Source organism: Microcoleus sp. AT9b-C3 (genome assembly GCF_036705485.1).
Lineage (GTDB): Bacteria > Cyanobacteriota > Cyanobacteriia > Cyanobacteriales > Microcoleaceae > Microcoleus.
Genome location: NZ_JAUBUR010000020.1, coordinates 91,847 through 110,059 on the forward strand (window position 1 = coordinate 91,847; position 18,213 = coordinate 110,059).

Sequence of the window (18,213 nt, forward strand, 5' to 3'; positions counted from 1 at the left end):
TAAATTAGCTGAGATTGGCGATCGACGCTAGAGCAGTTTTGGTCGCAAAAAACCCGGTTTGTGCCACCAAAAGTCTGTTAAGTCATCGTTCGGTGGCCCAGAAACCGGTTTTTTTGTAAGCGACGGGTCGCGCAAGTTCATTAGAGTTGGCCAGCCAAGTGCGATCGAGCATTAGTGTTCGATTTTTTTGACCGACCCGTCAGCGTACCATTCCATCGGTACTAGCTCAATTTTACCATTAATTTTCACTGTAGAGTAGACAATTTTTACGAAAGGAACGCTGTTGTTATTGTGGTTTTGCGTAGACATGGCAATTACCTTTTTGTGTTTGGATAACTTGAGAAATGATCTAATCTCTGATATATTTAAAAGTCTATTCACCGCAAATCTACTCGCATCAGGAAAAACAAGGAAAACGAAATGGCGATCGCAAAAACCCAGCGGCAAACCAGGTTAGATTATTACTACCAGCAAATCAAAAACATCATCCTCAAGCGCCAAAATCCCATTACTGGTTTGCTACCGGCGAGTACCGCCGTTAACGCCCACGGCGACTACACCGATGCCTGGGTGCGCGACAACGTGTACAGCATTCTCGCGGTTTGGGGTTTGGGTTTAGCTTACCGCAAAATTGATGGCGATCAGGGCAGAACATTTGAACTCGAACACAGCACAGTCAAACTGATGCGAGGCTTGCTGTTTGCGATGATGCAGCAATCAAGCAAAGTAGAACATTTTAAAAATACTCAGTCGCCCCTAGATGCCCTGCACGCTAAATACAATACTCAAACTGGAGGTATTGTTGTCGGTGATGACAAGTGGGGACATTTACAGTTAGACGCTACATCTATATTCTTATTAATTCTTGCCCAAATGACGGCTTCCGGGCTGCACGTAATTTTTACAATAGATGAAGTCAATTTCGTGCAAAATTTAGTTTACTACATCGGTAGAGCCTACCGCACGCCGGATTACGGAATTTGGGAAAGAGGTCATAAAATCAATCGCGGCAATGCAGAATTGAACGCCAGTTCAGTTGGCATGGCAAAAGCAGCGCTGGAAGCAATAAATGGGTTGGATTTGTTCGGTATTCAAGGCTCTCAAGCATCTGTTATTCACGTTTTGCCCGACGAAATTGCCAGAAGTCGCATAACTTTGGAATCGCTTTTGCCTCGCGAATCGAGTTCAAAAGAAGTAGATGCCGCTTTATTGAGCGTGATTAGTTTTCCGGCTTTTGCTGTTGAAGACCGAGAATTAATAGAACGGACTCGGAATAAGATTATTGATAAATTGCAAGGAAAATACGGCTGCAAGCGGTTTCTGCGGGACGGACACCAAACAGTTTTGGAAGATGCCGATCGCCTGCACTACGAACCCACAGAATTAAGGCAGTTTGAGCACATTGAATGCGAGTGGCCGCTATTTTTCACTTATTTGCTATTGGATGGCATATTTCAGGGAAATCAAGCTCAAGTGCAAGAGTACCAGCAGCGTTTGGAATCTCTAGCAGTCGATCGCTCTGGTTTGCCACTACTACCAGAATTGTACTACGTCCCCGCCGAAAATATTGAAGCAGAAAAGCTAAATCCCCGCAGCCAGCAGCGCTTACCCAATGAAAATATTCCCCTCGTTTGGGCGCAAAGTCTGTATTTTCTCGGTCAATTGCTGAACGAAGGATTAATCGCAGTTGGCGACATCGACCCGCTGGGAAGATATTTGTCAGTCGGGCCCCACAGAGAACCTTTAGTGCAAATTGCACTGTTAGCTGAAGACGAAGATTTGCAAGCAGAATTAGCCGCTAACGGCATTGCTGCCCAAACCCCAAAACAGGTAGAACCCATTCAAGTCCGCCAGACTAAAGAATTATCAGCTATTTACACGCAAATTGGACGCAACGACCCATTAGGCTTAACCGGCCGCCCCGTGCGCCGTCTGCGGAGTTTAACAACTTCTCGGGTGTTTAAAATTCGCGAAGAGGCGATCGTATTTCTCCCCTCATTTTTGAACAGACAAGAGTTTTACTTAACTTTAGATTACCATTTTTTAGTAGCTCAAATCAAGAGCGAAATAGCTCACATTCACCGCCACTGGTATCAGTTGGGACGCCCTACGGTAACGCTGATGCTGACTCACACGATGCTGGAAACCGGCCGGGAAGCGTTGTTAGAATTAATGAAGGAATTCCGGGATGGACACTGTAACAACACGCCCGTTAAACTCGGAAATCTTAAGCAGTTAATGCTGACTGCTGGCACCGAAAGAATTGATTTCATGCAACATTTTGAATTTACCGAATCTCCGGTGACAGGTGCAGTAGAAACGCGCAGCTATCTAAGTTACAATCCTGACAAAAATTGGCCTTTGGGTCACACGCAAGAATTTAAATTAGAGTGCGAAACTAATACTCAATTCTTGCTAACTAGCCTGCGAGATTCAGAAAATTTGTACGAACAAATTGAGTTGCTGCACACGTTAGTTCGTCTCAAAGGATTAAATTTTGATACAGGATTTGGAGGTGCGGAAGAAACAGTTAAAGTTGTGGATTTGCTCAACGAAGTTTATACAAAAGCTGGAGAAAGTTCGCAATCAAAAATCCAATGGGCAGTCATCCGCCATGCCGCAGGTTTGCTGGACAAAGTTGATATCAACTTGTCCGATGCGGTGACAGACATTTTGGTGCGGCAAAAACAGATTGCTGTGGGGAAAGCCTACAGCGAAGATTCGATAATTTCGCGACCCGGATCTTACACGGAAGTGATGGACAAAATTCGCGAATTCTGCGGAGAAGACATTCGCGATCGAGTTCTAACTCAAGAAGTTCTCATCTACCTCGGCCTATTAATTAAAGCCGAACCGCAGTTATTTAAAGGTCTGCTGACACTGAGAGTTAGCTACTTTATTCTGCTGTTAACAAGCGAATTAGCCCGCGAATTGGCAGTGACCCAAAATGAAGCTTACGAACATTTAATGCAGCTAAGTCCCTTTGAAATCAAAAATCGCCTGCGCCAAGTGTTGGCCGAATACGAGGAAATGAATCAAATCCTCAAACAGCAAGAATCCCTGCGCGTCAAACAGCCGGAAAAAGATATTGAATGGGTAGTAGCGCCAGTTTCCGAAGAACCGCAAATGCCTGCGGGAGGATGGCGCCGGAAGCGGCAAATGGAAGGTGCAGTCAATCGCGTACCGAAGGATTTTTATCCGAGTGTTTGGGGACTGCTGCGGCACTGCAAAGGCTTGATTATTGGCGACAAATTAGAGCGGCGCAATCGGTTAGATAGCCATATCATTTTATCGGAAATGACCCCAGGTGAAAAGAATTTTGCGCTACAAATCGAGCATTTGCTGAATAAAATTGTTGCGCCAGAATACCGACAAGTAAATATTGAGGCGCTGATGGAGTTGGCAGCAATTGCCCAGCGCAACTCTGAACTGCAAGTAGAAGAATACATCGTTTTAGATGTATTAGTCGGTCACGCAGTTCGCCTGAATTGGCAAGGAAAATATCCCGAAAGAGCCGATAAATACGACGAAGATAAAGCGGCGGCTTGGCAAGCTTTTTACAATACTTCGCCTTACGTTTGCGCGAGTCATGTACTCGATGCTTTCCGATTCTTGACGAAGTTTGGATAGATAGAGTGCGGGTGGTTAATACAAGCTACCTCCTCGATAGTTCGGCGATTTCAAGAGACTGCTGGCGAATTTAAAAATGGTTTCACCCCTCACCCCTAAAAAGGGTGGATCGGGACTAAATATTTAATTAACCATATAGCTATTAACTAGCTAAAGCGAACCCACATGCTGCATGCCAGATGTGAGGGGTAACACCCTTGGCGAATTCGCCAACAGTATTTTTCAATCGCCGCATCGCTCGCCCGCCGTTAATCAAGGTTAGTATAGGATTTGAGGGCGATCGATACTACAATGCCATTAAACGCCGCATCGCTTCTGTCTGAAATGCTACACGAGTTGGAAATAATGACAGATCCGTGGCAAGATTAAGGGAATGTTAAGTTATGCGACGCTTTCGCAAACAAGATTTCCCGCTGAAACTGTCCCCCTAACCCACCTTCCCCATTAGGAACTCACCCATCTATGATTCCCAACCATTCCTTCGCGGCTGACGAGCATTCTAGCAAACCCGACAAGCCAGAGGAAGCTTGTGGCGTTTTCGGTATCTACGCACCGGGTGAAGATGTCGCCAAGTTGACCTACTTCGGTTTGTATGCTTTGCAGCACCGCGGTCAGGAATCAGCAGGAATTGCCACCTTTGACGGTGAAACAGTCCACCTGCACAAAGATATGGGACTGGTTTCCCAAGTCTTCAACGAGTCGAGTTTAGGTCACTTGCCCGGTAACTTAGCAGTAGGCCACACTCGCTACTCTACTACCGGCTCGTCGCGGGTTGTCAACGCTCAACCTGTTGTCGTCGAAACCCGTTTGGGAAGTCTAGCGTTAGCACATAACGGGAATCTTGTCAATACAAAAGAATTGCGGGAAGAGTTGATGTCTCGCAACTGCGAATTTGTCAGCACGACGGATTCAGAGGCGATCGCAGTGGCGATCGGTTCCGAGGTAGACAAGGGCAAAGACTGGCTGGAAGCAGCGATCAGCGCCTTTGCTATGTGCCAAGGAGCCTTTAGTTTGACGATCGCCACCCCCAAAGGCGTGATGGGAGTCCGCGACCCCCACGGCGTCCGCCCGCTGGTAATTGGCATCCTCCCCACAACTCCGGTACGATACGTTTTAGCATCGGAAACTTGTGGTTTGGATATTATCGGTGCTGAATTTTTGCGGGACGTAGAACCGGGAGAATTAGTTTGGATTACAGAGGAAGGTATGGCTTCCTTCCACTGGAGTCAGCAGCAAAAGCGCAAACTTTGCATCTTTGAAATGATCTATTTTGCTCGACCCGACAGCCAAATGGAAGGTGAAAGTTTGTACAGCTACCGGCTGCGGATCGGGCGTTTGTTAGCAGCAGAATCTCCGGCTGATGCTGATATAGTTATCGGAGTTCCTGATTCGGGAATCCCGGCAGCGATCGGCTTTTCTCAAGCTTCCGGCATTCCTTACGCCGAAGGATTGATTAAAAACCGCTACGTCGGGCGCACTTTTATTCAACCGACTCAGACAATGCGGGAGTCAGGAATTCGCATGAAACTCAACCCTCTCAAAGATGTGTTGGAAGGAAAGCGAGTAATTATTATCGATGATTCGATCGTGCGCGGGACTACCAGTCGCAAAATAGTCAAAGCCTTGCGGGATGCTGGCGCAACGGCAGTTCACATGAGAATTTCTTCGCCGCCGGTGACACATCCTTGTTTCTACGGGATCGACACCGACAATCAAGATCAGTTGATTGCTGCTACTAAGTCAGTCGCAGAAATCGGCGCCCAAATAGGGGTAGATTCTTTGGCTTTCTTGAGTTGGGATGGAATGCTGAAGGCGACTAACGAAGACCCGATGAGTTTTTGTTCGGCGTGTTTCACCGGTGATTATCCGATCGACGTTCCAGAAGTGGTAAAACGGTCTAAGCTCATATTAGAAAAAGCTGGAACCTAGAAAATCAAAAAGTGGGAAAGCGATCGCCGGTCACTTTCCCCAATTTAGGGATTTTCAAGTTTTTCTGGTAAGTCATTGCCAGAATGTGTGTAGAAATGTTACATTAACTTAGCTTTAGCAATTATTGCAGAATTTGTGAACTGTAGTGAACAGTCGGTTGGGTAGAACTTGTGTGAAACCCAACCCTCGGATTGGAGATTGGAGATTGGAGAATTGGAGATTGGAGATTTGAGATTTGTGCTTGAATCTAAAATCGCCAATCTAAAATCGATGGTTTTTCCCTACACTCTCGTTCACAATTCCTGCTCGAAACGCTGTATGCTACCTGCAGACTGGAGGTAGTTCCTCCAGATGTCCACTCTCAGATGGAAGTCGCATTTCGCACCAACAACGGGCACATGAGATTTTTTCAGATAACAGGGTCGATCGCACTAATTTTTCCCACACAAGTATTCCACAAGCCAACTTGCTTGAGAATCGCGGACGGGCTGTTCATGCGAACTAAAGAACTTTAGGAACCCTTGCAGAGTAAAAATATGGCTCCTTGCAGGTTGAATGCTACCTCACCTGCATAGGGATACAACCCCCCGACTCCGGTCGGGGAGAGCCAAAAAATTTAGATCTTAGTTTAAGCCCCCAGATTCATCTGTGGAGTGAATCTAAAATCTAAAATCTAAAATCTAAAATCGATTGACTGTTAAAAGAAGGCGGAATGCGGTTTCTCAAGTCAGCTTAAATCGGAAACTTCGTGCAATCAAATACTGTTCTCAATCCCCCGAGCAATCAAGGCTCATCCTCTCGTACAACAGAGTTACCTTTTACTCTTGCTGATATCAAGGCAGCCATTCCAGCCCACTGTTTTGAGCCCTCGGCAGGGAAATCTCTGGCTTATTTCTTTTTAGATATTGGCATCATCGCAGGTTTGTATGCGATCGCCTACACCGTCGATTCCTGGCTGTTTTACCCAATCTTTTGGTTGATGCAGGGAACCATGTTTTGGGCATTGTTTGTAGTGGGCCACGACTGCGGACACGGTTCATTTTCTAAGAGCAAATGGCTCAACAACCTGATCGGACACCTCTCCCACGCTCCAATTCTCGTGCCCTTCCACGGTTGGCGAATTAGTCACAGAACCCACCACGCCAATACAGGCAGCTTAGATAACGATGAAAGCTGGTATCCGGTATCGGAGAGCAAATACAATCAAATGCCTTGGTACGAAAAGCTGGGACGCTTTTATTTGATGTTATTTGCCTATCCAATTTATCTATTTCGCCGATCGCCCGATCGAACTGGTTCTCACTTCATGCCCGGTAGCCCGATTTTCCGCCCGTCCGAAAAATGGGATGTGTTGACGAGTTCCGCATCCTTGGTACTGATGGTAGGCTTTTTAGGCGCGCTAACCTATCAGTTTGGTTGGCTGTTTTTGCTCAAGTTCTACTTAGTTCCCTATGTAGTGTTCGTGATGTGGCTGGATTTGGTAACATTCCTGCACCACACAGAAGCCGATATTCCTTGGTATCGCGGTAATGATTGGTATTTCTTGAAAGGTGCATTGTCTACGATCGATCGCGACTACGGAATCATCAATTCCATCCATCACGATATCGGCACCCACGTAGCGCACCACATTTTCTCGACAATGCCGCACTATCACTTGAAGGAAGCAACGGAAGCCATCAAGCCAGTGTTGGGGGATTATTATCGCAAGTCAACCGAGCCCATTTGGAAGAGTTTTATTCGCTCTTACTGGGATTGTCATTTTGTCTCGGATACAGGTTCTGGAGTTTACTACGAATCGCCTAACAGTCGGCGATCGGCTGAAGTTAAGTAGCTTAAATAAACAATAGAATACGTAAAAACCCGGCTTTTTAAAGAAACCGGGTTTTTCTTTTTTGCGCGTGTTTGATAATAAGATGTTCCACATTAAACCTGGATATTGGGGGCGGGCAAGATGCCCACCCACAAGAAATTTAAGAGTTTTAAAAAGGCAAACTAAATATTTTTTAGCTGATGCTGGCGACTGAAATGAACACAATAGACTTGCATTGCATTTCCCAACTCTCAATTCCTTCAATTATCTGCGTTTATCTGTGTTAATCTGCCTTACATCTGCGGTTTCTCGCTCGAAGACTTATTCAATATTGTCTAATCAAAGAGGTTTATAATATTACAGATTACCTTTAAGCCCGATCGCCGTAACAATAGTCCACGCATCCACCAACAGCAACAGCAGCGTACATAAAAGTAAAATAAGATACATCCAAGGCTGCGACAAAGGGCGGACATCTCTAGTATCAATACCTGTTTTTGCTTCCACCAAACCGACTAATTTACCAAATCCAGCCACCCGCATGGGCAGCAAATAACCTTCACCCGAATGACTCAAAAAATAGTAAACTAAACCTCCTTGACCGGTCGATCGAGGTTTGAGAGCTTTTACCTCAGTCCAAGGTAGCGACCAACCCTTGCGAAACCAACGCGGAAACCAGTTGGGATATGTGACTTCAATCCCTTCCTCGCTCAAAATTACCCTTTCACTGAGCACGCCGTAGAGGCCCACAGCCCCGACAAAAATTGCCGCCCAGAGTGCCGCCGGGGGAACGGGTGCTTTGGTTACTTCCGACAAAAACGGCAATGGAATTGTCAGGGCTGTGTACAAGCTCAACAGCGTGATTCTAATCAGGGGAGAAAGCCGGAATATCGCCGGCTCAAATACTGGGGCAGAAGATGGGGAAGAGGTGATAGGTTGTGCTGACATGGCTGAAATTCGAGAAGCTGTTTAATGATATTTTTGCACAGTTGTCGAACCCGCCAACCAAACTCAGGGAAATAGGAAAAACCGGACAATCTTTGCAGTTGCGAGTTTTGATCTAAAATTCATTTCACAAACTTTGATTCTTAAGTGTTGAGTTTTTACCACTTTGCTGAAGTTGGAATTTTGAGCGCGGAGTTATCAATTAACTGACAATTTATAACTCAAAACTCACAACTCCCATTAATCAACGGCCGTTAGTGCCGGTACAGTCAGAGGTTCTGAGATTTCTCGGGATTTTGGGCGGCCGGCCATTACTGTTCGATCGCCCTGAACTGCCTCTGGCGATCTGCTAGGATTGACGTTTGAATAGGGGCCTTCGTTAATCTGCAAGCGATCGCAAGGAATTTTATCCGACAAAATTGCACTGGCCATCATCCCGGTGTGAATTTCCAATGCTGCGGCCGGCATCGCTTCAAACACTAAGCGCTGTCCGGGAAACACCACTCGTTCAAAGTACCAGTTAGGAATGTTGGCGATGCGAGCAATCTGAATCTGACTGGTGGCGTTGACGTAGCAGCACAGAATCTTGCTGTCGGTGTCTGAGGGTAAGGGGTCAAGAATTTGAGCCATAACTGCTGAGGGAGCCTTGCCTAAAAGTTTTAGTTATCTTCTCAGGCTAACACTAGGCGATCCCAGCCTACTGTAAAGCCGACTACCAACTCCCTAACACATTAGAGACCGATCGTACCTAACTTAAAATCTAACCGGATAAATATGGTTTTTTTGACTCCCCACTGGGATTTTTAGTCAAAATACGCTGTATTGACTTAAAAATTAGCTTTTTTCTGCTGCTGTCGCCGATCGACACCACCAAGCTCGGCCTTGAACCCAATAGAAAAATTTAAGAATATTTAATGTCAAATTGCGAAAATTAGACATATTGTAAAGTTATATTAAAAGAATATTAACATAGCTGAAAAAGTTCCACTTTAGGATATGGCAATCATGGAAAACCGAGAAAACCGAGTCCTGTACGTTCGCCTCCCTTGCAATCCTATTTTCCCGATCGGAGTTGTCTATCTTTCGGATCACGTACACAAGCTGTTTCCCGATGTCGAACAGCGCATTTTCGATTTAGGTGCCGTACCCCCCCTGGATTTCGCTCAAGCTTTAGATGCCAGCATAGACGAGTTTAAGCCGACTCTGCTGGTTTTCTCTTGGCGCGACATTCAAATTTACGCGCCCGTGGGCGGCAGAGGCGGCAACCCGTTGCAAAATGCCTTCGAGTTTTACTACGCCAAAAATCCGCTGATCAAGTTCCGGGGAGCCCTCGGAGGACTGCGTTTAGCCGCGTCTTACTACACCGAACTCTGGCGCAATTTGGGACTGATTAAGCGCGGATTGAAGCGGGCCCGGAAATACCGCCCGGAAGCTCGTGCAGTGGTCGGGGGCGGTGCTGTGAGCGTGTTTTACGAGCAGTTGGGACGCAGTTTGCCGGCCGGAACAGTGGTTTCGGTGGGGGAAGGCGAAGCTTTGCTGGAGAAGTTGATTAAGGGCGAAGATTTGGCAGAGGAAAGATGTTATGTGGTGGGCGAAACCGTCCCGCGCGCGAAGCTAATTCACGAAAAGCCAGCCAACATCGAGAAAACTGCCTGCGACTATAACTACATCGAAACGATTTGGCCGGAATTTTCCTATTATCTACAAGATATGGACTTCTACGTGGGAGTCCAAACCAAGCGCGGCTGTCCTCACAATTGCTGTTACTGCATTTATACGGTGATTGAAGGCAAACAAGTGCGGATCAATCCGGCGGATGAGGTGGTGGCGGAAATTCGGCAATTGTACGATCGAGGTATCCGCAATTTCTGGTTTACCGACGCTCAATTTATCCCAGCACGCAAATTCATCGACGATGCAGTTGAATTATTGCAAAAAATCATCGCCGCCGGGATGGACGACATACACTGGGCCGCTTACATCCGTGCGGACAATCTCACACCAGAATTGTGCGATTTGATGGTAAAAACGGGGATGAATTACTTTGAAATCGGCATCACCAGCGGTTCCCAGGAACTGGTTCGGAAAATGCGGATGGGCTACAACTTGCGAGTAGTTTTAGAGAATTGCCGCGATTTAAAAGCCGCAGGTTATAACGATGTGGTTTCAGTTAATTACTCGTTTAACGTCATTGACGAAACCTTTGAAACCATCAGGCAAACTATTGCTTATCACCGAGAATTAGAGCGGATTTTCGGAGCCGATAAAGTAGAACCAGCGATTTTCTTTATTGGGTTGCAGCCGCACACAATTTTGGAAGAATACGCCTTTAAACAGGAGATTCTGCAACCTGGTTACGATCCCATGAGTTTGATGCCTTGGACAGCGCGCAAGTTGCTGTGGAATCCAGAGCCTTTGGGTTCGTTTTTCGGGGAGATTTGTTTGGAAGCTTGGCAGCGTAATTCCAATGATTTCGGCCGCGAAGTGATGGCTATTTTGGAGGAAAAACTCGGCTGTGCGGATTTGGAAGAGGCATTAACCGCGCCTGTGGAAATCAAAGACAAACAGTTGGCAGCAGTTAATTAGTTGCCAGGTTCGCAGTCAGGACGACGGTTATTTTAAAAATGGGAAATGGGAGGAAAAATGTATCTTCTGTTTCCCTTTTTATTATTCACTAAATAGCTAACCGCAAATAAACATTACCCTGTAACTGAGTCAGTTCGCGATCGCATGGGAGGCGAGAAACCCGGTTTCTAGGAAAATCAAAGGTTTAGTAACCAGAAATATATGAAGAAACCCGGTTTCTCAGATCAGCGTGACAAGTCATAAAATCTTAAAAATGTCATAAATGCAAGAGATTGCTTTCCTGCGATCGCATTGACATACTTATGTATTTTTACTGGGTAGGGTTCACAGTTCGCACCTTACTTAAACCGACGGTGTACCGTGTTCCTGCACCTTTCACCTCTGATATTAAATATTATTAATATCCAGCAAACATCGCTTAAGATGTAATTATATAGTTAAAACCAGGAGTGACAAGATGTTTGATAAAGATAGAGTTAAGGGCATTAAAGGAGTAGGTCTAGTTATGGCAGGCATTAGTGCGATTCCCTGCGGGATAGCTTCGCTTCACGGCTTTTTGACAGCCTCAGCAAAAGCCACTCCACTAAATCAACCGATTGGCAAAGTTCGGGCGATCGCACCCAACACTTTAGGCAATAATCCACCGCTGCAAATTGCTCAAGTTGAGGGATGTCCGAGGGCCGAAATGGTGCAATTTTTCGCAACGCCCAACTTTTCTATATACATTTGCAAAACCCAGGAAGGCGATATTTTTTACCGCGGCCTCAGCAAAATAAATGGCACCCAAATCAATGTCATGCAAGTAACTACAGGTGATGACGGAAGTTATGAAGCGACTAACGGCAATATTATCTATTCGATTAACCCCCAACGCCTGCAAGTCCGCCAGAATGGTAAGGTAATTTTGACGGAAGCTGTCATTAAGTAACACTAACTGTTATTTAATGATAAATTAAATTCACTAAATTTAGGGTGTATTTTATTTAATATCATGTCCGATGGATTAACCATAATATCCCGGCAGGGCTGGTTTTTGAGATTGTTAATTATTGGCAGGTATTGTTGGTGAACCCGCCCCTACAAAAATTGCGATGGCTCGACCGGACATGATTTAAGTTAAAAATTTAAGAGGCACTAAAACATATTGATTCCTTAATAATCAAATAGAATCAATGGTAACGGTTATAAGATTGACTAACTTTTGTTTAAATACCTCTGAATTAGGACGATCGCCACTATATCATCTACCGGCCGCGGCGGAGTCCGCATCCCCTGGGGAATCAAGCGAGAAAGGCCCGTCGGAGGGTACATTTCCCAGTAGCGTTCCTTGGCTTCCAAACTGCTGTACCTCTCGTCAACCCGAACAATTTCGATCTCCGGCGACAAACTCTGACTGAGTTTTTGTTTCCAACTTTTAGAAGTCGTTTGATCTCCCATGACTAATAACTCAATGGGAAACTCTTTGCACAGAGATTGAATCGTAGATATTGCTTCGTCGGACAGCACAACTTGATGGTAGCAGACGTTCTTATCTCTACCCATCACGGCGATGCCGCACTTGTCTTTACCGGGATCGAAACCTAAAATCATATTTATTAGTTCTGGGTTAATAAGTTTGTAGTTGGGCTTGAGCGCCAGCCAACTCAATCGCCAGCCTATATCTAATCTGCTACTTGCATTCTTGACTGTAGCAAAATCTTTGCGGGCGATCGTACTTTTTTTACTTGACTTTTTTGTGGGATTGACATATTATATCATCGTGGGAATCCGTGCGGTCATATAATGCCTAAAATCAAAAACCAAGTTTTTGGCATAATCTTTACTTCCCGTTTTAATTTATCGAAAAAACCCGGTTTCTTTCACCCCCCGCAGCAATCAGAAACTGGGTTTTTGCCACAATCTTGGCTTCCCCGTTTGGATTTATCGAAAAAACCCGGTTTCTCACAGCAACGCGCACAAATCAGAAACCGGGTTTTTGTCACAATATTTGCTTCCCAGTTTAGATTTATCGAAAAAACCCGGTTTCTCTCACCCCGTGCAGGAAATGCGTCGCTGTGAGATTGTCGATTTGATTTGTAAATTGCAGATGGCGACGCACCCTACTATCTTGAATCGGGTGCAAAGATGAGTCCCCCCCAAAAAAATTTAAAGCGCGCTGACGCGCGTAAGAGAGAAAAGAGGAAAAAGTGCAAAGGGCAAAAGGGAAAAGGGAAGAAAAGAGTCCTCACAGGGAAGAGGGGGAAGCAGGAAGCTGCCCAAAAGCAACAACGCGAAAACCCGCGTCCCGGCTTGAGCTGCCCGCAGAACCGTAGTAGCGGTAGGCAGCACGGCAAAGGATCGCAAGGTAGTACCACGCACCACCACGCAGCACTCGGGTATAAGATTCTTTTTGTGTTTCCCAAGCGCTTCCATCAGAGGGTGCGCCATTGTAGTTACTATGCCAGCCATCTTGACACCATTCCGAAACATTGCCGTGCATATCGTACAAGCCAAAAGCATTCGGAGGAAAAATTCCCACCAGAGTAGTTTCTTGGCGGTAAAGTCCTTGAGGCGCAGAACCGTAAGGATTGTTGCCGTTATAATTAACTAAATCGGGAGTAATAGTTTCCCCGAAGTGAAAAGCTGTTGTCGTACCGGCCCGACAAGCATATTCCCATTCGGCCTCACTCGGCAAGCGATAGTTTTTCCCTGTTTTCTCCGACAGCTTTTGACAGAAATTTACCGCATCGTTCCAAGTTACAGATTCTACAGGCCGTTTCGCACCTTTAAAATCAGAAGGGTTATTGCCCATCACCGCTTGCCACTGTTCTTGAGTGATGGGGTATTTTCCTACATAAAAAGCCGGTACTGTTACTTGATGCTGCTGCGAACTTTCGCCATCGTACCTACCTGCCTGTGTTGCTGACGAACCCATCATAAATGTGCCGCCATGAATGTAAACCATTTCTAGTACAACTCCATTACCTAAGTCTTCAGCGAAGTAACGAGCCAAAGACTTTCTGCGACTGTTTTCTTTTCCTTCAGCATCGACTGTGATGACATCAAATTCAAATGTAGGGAGATAGTCCTGAAACTGTGGTTTAATCTTTAAGTCATCTCGATTTTTCAGCAGTGAATAGGCCGCAAATTTCACCTGAATTGATTCATCGTGCAATGCTTTAATTATCAAATCTAAACCTGATTCTCCATATTTGAGTGCTTCGGAGAGGGCGGCGATTCTCACTTCGACGATGGGTGAAGCTAAGCGGCTTTTAACACCGGGAATGCCTCCGAGTACCCCAGCATTGATAGGAATTGAATTTTGACCGCCACGGACGGCATCGTATTCTCTGGGTTCATTTTGATTCTCTGACATTACACCGCACGCTCCTGCATTTTAACAGTTGACAGTTGGCAGTTGATGGTTGGCAGTTGGCAGTTGATGATTGCATAGTACCGGAATCGAACCATTTATGCTTGACCGGTATTGGCTCTGTTTATGAGGTTATTTATGTCCGCGCCTGATGTGGCGGTTGCTATATATATGGCGGCACGGATTCCCATGATTTAATGATATGTCAAGGGCGCGAAAAAGTCAAGCAAAATTTTGGTTCGATGGCGCACAATTTTTGCTCAAATTGGATATATCGCTCCAGAGTTTATTTAAGTTTCAAATCTCCTGAGCTTTGTTTTTGTTCTCCGGTGCGGAAAACAACGGCTCCGTTTTCAAGAGCCACTAAATCTATTTTAAGCGGGCCGGCAATGTAAGTGACATCTGCAGCGATCGCCTGAACATCCAGCGGTTTCTCGTACTGCTGCAATCGCTCGATAAAACCAGCTAAAGTTTCAATCTGATTGTCGGCAACTTGCACTCTACCGCCGACAACACCGATCAGGCGAGCGCGAAATTGACAAGCTTCTATCAATTGCAGCAACTGCTGCCGCACCTGTTCGTGGGTCAAAGTCACGGGATCGACAGCAACCCCTCCAATCACATCTCCAGCGCGGAAAACCACTCGATTGATTTCTGCTTCTGCAAATACCTTAATTACCTTTTCTTCCCGCAGGTAATTAGCGCCGGCGACAATCCGCACCACGTAATCTTGACCGTCTTTAATCTGACTAATTAGTTGATCGATTTCTGCTTTAGTAATTTGAATAACCTGCTCTCTAACCTTTCTATTTTCCGGCTGCATCAGTCCGACGGTGGTTTTATTTGCTTCTTGCAAAAGCCGATCGATCGCGCGACTCGCCATACCGGGTTCGAGGATGCGAACCACGCCAGCCGCTAAAATTTGACCGCGCCTGATAGCAACTGTACCCTCGCGGATTGCCTGAAAATCGCGTTCCAAAACTTGCACTTGCTGCTGCAATAAAGTTTGTTGCTGTTCGAGTTGAGCTTGTTGCTGTGCCAAGGTTTCTAAGAGTGCTTCCCTCTCGGCAATTACTTTGTCGCGCTCGACAATAGTTCGATCGCGCTCGGCGAGATTTTGCACCCGCTGGGCAATTTCCTTGTCCCGCTGGGCAATTAGTTCGTTGCGATCGACAATTTCTTTGTCCCGCTGGGCAATTTCTGCGTCTCGCTGGGCAATTTCTGCGTCTCGCTTGGCAATTTGAGTTTTTACCTGCTCGATTAACTGTTGGCGTTCCTCTTGCAGTTGGGCGATTTCCGCTCCTAAAGTCGTTTTTTGAGCAGAAACTGTTTTCAATTGGTTCTCGGTGCGATCGAGCTGAGCTTGTGTAGTCGATCGGGCCGTTTGAACCAGTTTCAATTGTTCTTCGGTGCGGGATTTAGCTGCTTCCACGCTGTTGAGCTGTTCTTCTGTCTTAGATTTAGCAGCTTCTACCTGACTTAACTGCTCTTCAGTTTTAGACTTGGCTGCTTGCACGCTGTTGAGCTGGGCCCGCAGCGAGTTTAATTTTGTTTGCGTCCGAGCTTGCTCAGCATTAGCTGCTTGGAGGGATTGATTAATTTGCTCTAAATTGGCTCTAGCTTGCGCTTGAGCGGCTCTGGCTTGAGCTAATTCACTTTCAACTCGATTTTTTTCTTGAGTGGCTTGGTTGATTTCTCTGCGGGCGTTGTTGAGCCTTTTTTGAATCTCGTCTATTCTAAAAACTCCCGTTCGCAGTGGCTTGCTAGTAGCAAACAAAATGCCCAGAGTAATTGCTGACAGGATGCTGCCAGCCATCACTGTCACAACAACAGCAGTATCGCGGGGGCGAAGCTTGAACAAACTCAACCTTGCCTTGCCGACTTTCGTCCCAAGGCGATCGCTGACAGTGGCGATCACACCCCCCAACACTAAAATTACAAATACCAGGATGTATCCAGCAGTCATTCCGATTTTATATTTTGGATTTTGGATTTTGGATTGAATCTAAAATCCAAAATCCAAAATCCTATACTTTCTCGGCATCAAGTGAATTGCTGGCTTAAAGCCACCGGGTTGTGGACTGTGATCTTTTTCTTGTGGATCGAGATCATGGTTTCTTGTCTGAGATCCCCGAGCAAACGAGTCACAGTTACCCGCGTCGAGCCGATCGCTTCGGCGATCGCCTGGTGGGACAGCTTCAAATCTATCGTAATCCCCTCTGTACCGGGCACGCCAAAATCCCGGCACAGAATCAGCAAAAAGCTGACGAGTCTCGAACCCATATCTCGGTGGGCCAGCGTTTCAATCATCATCTCGGTTTGCAAAATCCGAGACGACAGCCCCCGCAGCATCACCATCGACAGTTCTGGGTCTTCCTTGAGCGCTTTCTCGACTTGTTCGATCGGCAGCGAGATCAATTCCACCGGCGTAAAGGCTACCGCGTGGTAAAACCTGTCCGATCGGTGTCCCGTAATCAGAGACAGCACCCCAAATACGCTATTTTCGCGCAGGAGGGCGACTGTAATTTCTTCCCCTGCTTCGTACACCCTGGAGAGCTTCACAGCACCTCTAATGAGAACGTAGACGCGCTCAGCCGGGTCTCCAGGGAAAAAAATTGTCTTGCCCCGTTCAAAGGTTTCCACAATGGGTGGAAACGCCCCGCCGCTGATTTGGCGGAACACGGCTGCTAGCGGTCTATCATGCGTCACGACTAGATCCTTCTGTACTAATCAATACTTTATAACTTGCCGATTAACCTTATTGAGTAAATATACTGCCCAACCTCCAATATCCAAGGATTCGGTTACTTCCATCTAATGTTAAGGTAAACACGCACTGTATGATTAAATCTAGCCCTTCTCTTAACTTTTTCAATTCCGCCCCCATGTAGCTCCACAGCAAAATTAATATAATTGTGTCTCAATTGTGTCTCAATTGTGTCTGGCTCAGTTAAATCTGAATCAGTTGTGTCTAAACTGGCGGGGTTGTCGCACAGAGCCAATGAGAACGGTGCTAGTTGCTTCTAGAAGAAATACAGATGATAGATTTGACCGGAAAAAATGCTCTTGTTACGGGCATTGCCAACAATCGCTCGATCGCCTGGGGCATCGCTCAGCAGCTCCACAAAGCTGGGGCCAACCTCGGCATAACTTATTTGAAGGACGAGAAAGGCAAGCACGAGCGCAAAGTCGCTGAACTGGTGGAACCGCTCAATCCCAGTCTGTATTTGCCCTGCAATGTCCAAGACGAGAGCGAAATTGAGTCTACTTTTCAAACCATCGCCGACAAGTGGGGCAAGTTAGATGTCTTGATCCACTGTCTGGCTTTTGCCGGCAAGGACGAACTTTCGGGAGATTTCACCAACACCTCGCGCCAAGGTTTCTCCAATGCTTTGGATATTAGCGCTTACTCGCTGGTGCGGCTTTGTGCTGCTGCTAAACCGCTGATGGCCGAGGGTGGCAGTATTGTGACGCTGACTTATTTGGGCGGCGTCCGGGTAGTTCCTAATTATAATGTGATGGGAATTGCTAAGGCGGCTTTGGAAATGAATGTTCGTTATCTGGCTGCTGAACTGGGCCCGTTAAATATTCGGGTAAATGCGATTTCTTCTGGCCCAATTCGGACTCTGGCTTCGTCAGCAGTTGGCGGTATTCTGGACATGATCCACCACGTTGAGGAAGTGGCGCCGCTGCGGCGGACGGTGACTCAGCAGGAAGTGGGAAATGCTGCGGCTTTTCTGTGCAGCAATCTCGCTAGCGGGATTACGGGTCAAGTTTTGTATGTCGATGCCGGTTACGAAATCATGGGAATGTAACAGTTGTCGAGAATTTTGAGTTATGTAGGGGCGGGTTGAGACAATAAACTTTAACTTTAACAAGTAAGTTTTATGCAAAATCCGCCCCTTTCGAGAGTTTTGAGTTGTGCATAATTCTCTTAACTAAACACTTGAGAATCAGC

General features: G+C 46.2%; 14 protein-coding genes. 7 read left to right on the forward strand and 7 right to left on the reverse strand.

The genetic code is table 11. From position 1 onward, the window contains the following. Positions 1–171: 171 nt before the first annotated feature. Positions 172–309 carry a hypothetical protein gene (locus QUB77_RS18720; RefSeq protein WP_333175826.1) on the reverse strand — a complete coding sequence of 46 codons (138 nt, stop codon included), beginning with the start codon at positions 307–309 and terminating at the stop codon, positions 172–174. A gap of 111 nt (positions 310–420) precedes the next feature. Here QUB77_RS18720 and QUB77_RS18725 point away from each other — a divergent pair, with 111 nt between their 5' ends. The 4 genes from QUB77_RS18725 (at position 421) to QUB77_RS18740 (ending at position 7,393) form a co-directional block, all read left to right on the forward strand. Beyond that, entirely contained in the window at positions 421–3,630 is a 3,210-nt protein-coding gene (locus tag QUB77_RS18725) for a glycoside hydrolase family 15 protein (RefSeq protein WP_333175828.1), read from the forward strand. A 197-nt stretch (positions 3,631–3,827) separates the two neighbouring features. After that, positions 3,828–3,953 carry a hypothetical protein gene (locus QUB77_RS18730; RefSeq protein WP_333175830.1) on the forward strand — a complete coding sequence of 42 codons (126 nt, stop codon included), beginning with the start codon at positions 3,828–3,830 and terminating at the stop codon, positions 3,951–3,953. A 139-nt stretch (positions 3,954–4,092) separates the two neighbouring features. Continuing rightward, on the forward strand, positions 4,093–5,559 hold the full coding sequence (gene purF, locus QUB77_RS18735; protein ID WP_333175832.1) for an amidophosphoribosyltransferase: 1,467 nt from the start codon (positions 4,093–4,095) through the stop codon (positions 5,557–5,559). A 748-nt stretch (positions 5,560–6,307) separates the two neighbouring features. Continuing rightward, the gene (locus QUB77_RS18740; protein WP_333175834.1) at positions 6,308–7,393 is read left to right on the forward strand and encodes a DUF3474 domain-containing protein; all 1,086 of its coding nucleotides are present in this window, start codon (positions 6,308–6,310) and stop codon (positions 7,391–7,393) included. Positions 7,394–7,729: 336 nt separating this feature from the next. Here the strand turns inward: QUB77_RS18740 and QUB77_RS18745 are convergent, their stop codons facing one another. Both QUB77_RS18745 and QUB77_RS18750 read right to left on the reverse strand, forming a co-directional pair. Continuing rightward, complete coding sequence (locus QUB77_RS18745) at positions 7,730–8,320, reverse strand: hypothetical protein (RefSeq protein WP_333175836.1); 591 nt, start codon at positions 8,318–8,320, stop codon at positions 7,730–7,732. 237 nt (positions 8,321–8,557) lie between these two features. Further along, on the reverse strand, positions 8,558–8,947 hold the full coding sequence (locus tag QUB77_RS18750) for a DUF1830 domain-containing protein (RefSeq protein WP_333175838.1): 390 nt from the start codon (positions 8,945–8,947) through the stop codon (positions 8,558–8,560). A 375-nt stretch (positions 8,948–9,322) separates the two neighbouring features. On the opposite strand from QUB77_RS18750, the gene QUB77_RS18755 reads away from it, so the two are divergent. Next, positions 9,323–10,903 carry a photosystem II high light acclimation radical SAM protein gene (locus QUB77_RS18755; RefSeq protein ID WP_333175840.1) on the forward strand — a complete coding sequence of 527 codons (1,581 nt, stop codon included), beginning with the start codon at positions 9,323–9,325 and terminating at the stop codon, positions 10,901–10,903. Between the two features lie 457 nt (positions 10,904–11,360). Beyond that, entirely contained in the window at positions 11,361–11,831 is a 471-nt protein-coding gene (locus QUB77_RS18760) for a hypothetical protein (RefSeq protein WP_333175842.1), read from the forward strand. Positions 11,832–12,097: 266 nt separating this feature from the next. Here the strand turns inward: QUB77_RS18760 and QUB77_RS18765 are convergent, their stop codons facing one another. The 4 genes from QUB77_RS18765 to ntcA form a co-directional block, all read right to left on the reverse strand. Next, positions 12,098–12,493, reverse strand: a complete 396-nt coding sequence (locus QUB77_RS18765) for a pre-16S rRNA-processing nuclease YqgF (RefSeq protein WP_333175843.1) — start codon at positions 12,491–12,493, stop codon at positions 12,098–12,100. Positions 12,494–13,127: 634 nt separating this feature from the next. Beyond that, entirely contained in the window at positions 13,128–14,258 is a 1,131-nt protein-coding gene (locus tag QUB77_RS18770) for a formylglycine-generating enzyme family protein (protein ID WP_333175846.1), read from the reverse strand. Between the two features lie 283 nt (positions 14,259–14,541). Next, positions 14,542–16,221, reverse strand: coding sequence for a DUF3084 domain-containing protein (locus QUB77_RS18775; protein WP_333175848.1), 1,680 nt, complete (start codon positions 16,219–16,221; stop codon positions 14,542–14,544). A gap of 77 nt (positions 16,222–16,298) precedes the next feature. After that, entirely contained in the window at positions 16,299–16,964 is a 666-nt protein-coding gene (gene ntcA, locus QUB77_RS18780; protein ID WP_006634020.1) for a global nitrogen regulator NtcA, read from the reverse strand. Positions 16,965–17,293: 329 nt separating this feature from the next. On the opposite strand from ntcA, the gene fabI reads away from it, so the two are divergent. Beyond that, positions 17,294–18,070: an enoyl-ACP reductase FabI gene (gene fabI, locus QUB77_RS18785; RefSeq protein ID WP_006634022.1), complete on the forward strand. Its 777-nt coding sequence runs from the start codon at positions 17,294–17,296 to the stop codon at positions 18,068–18,070. Positions 18,071–18,213 lie beyond the last annotated feature (143 nt).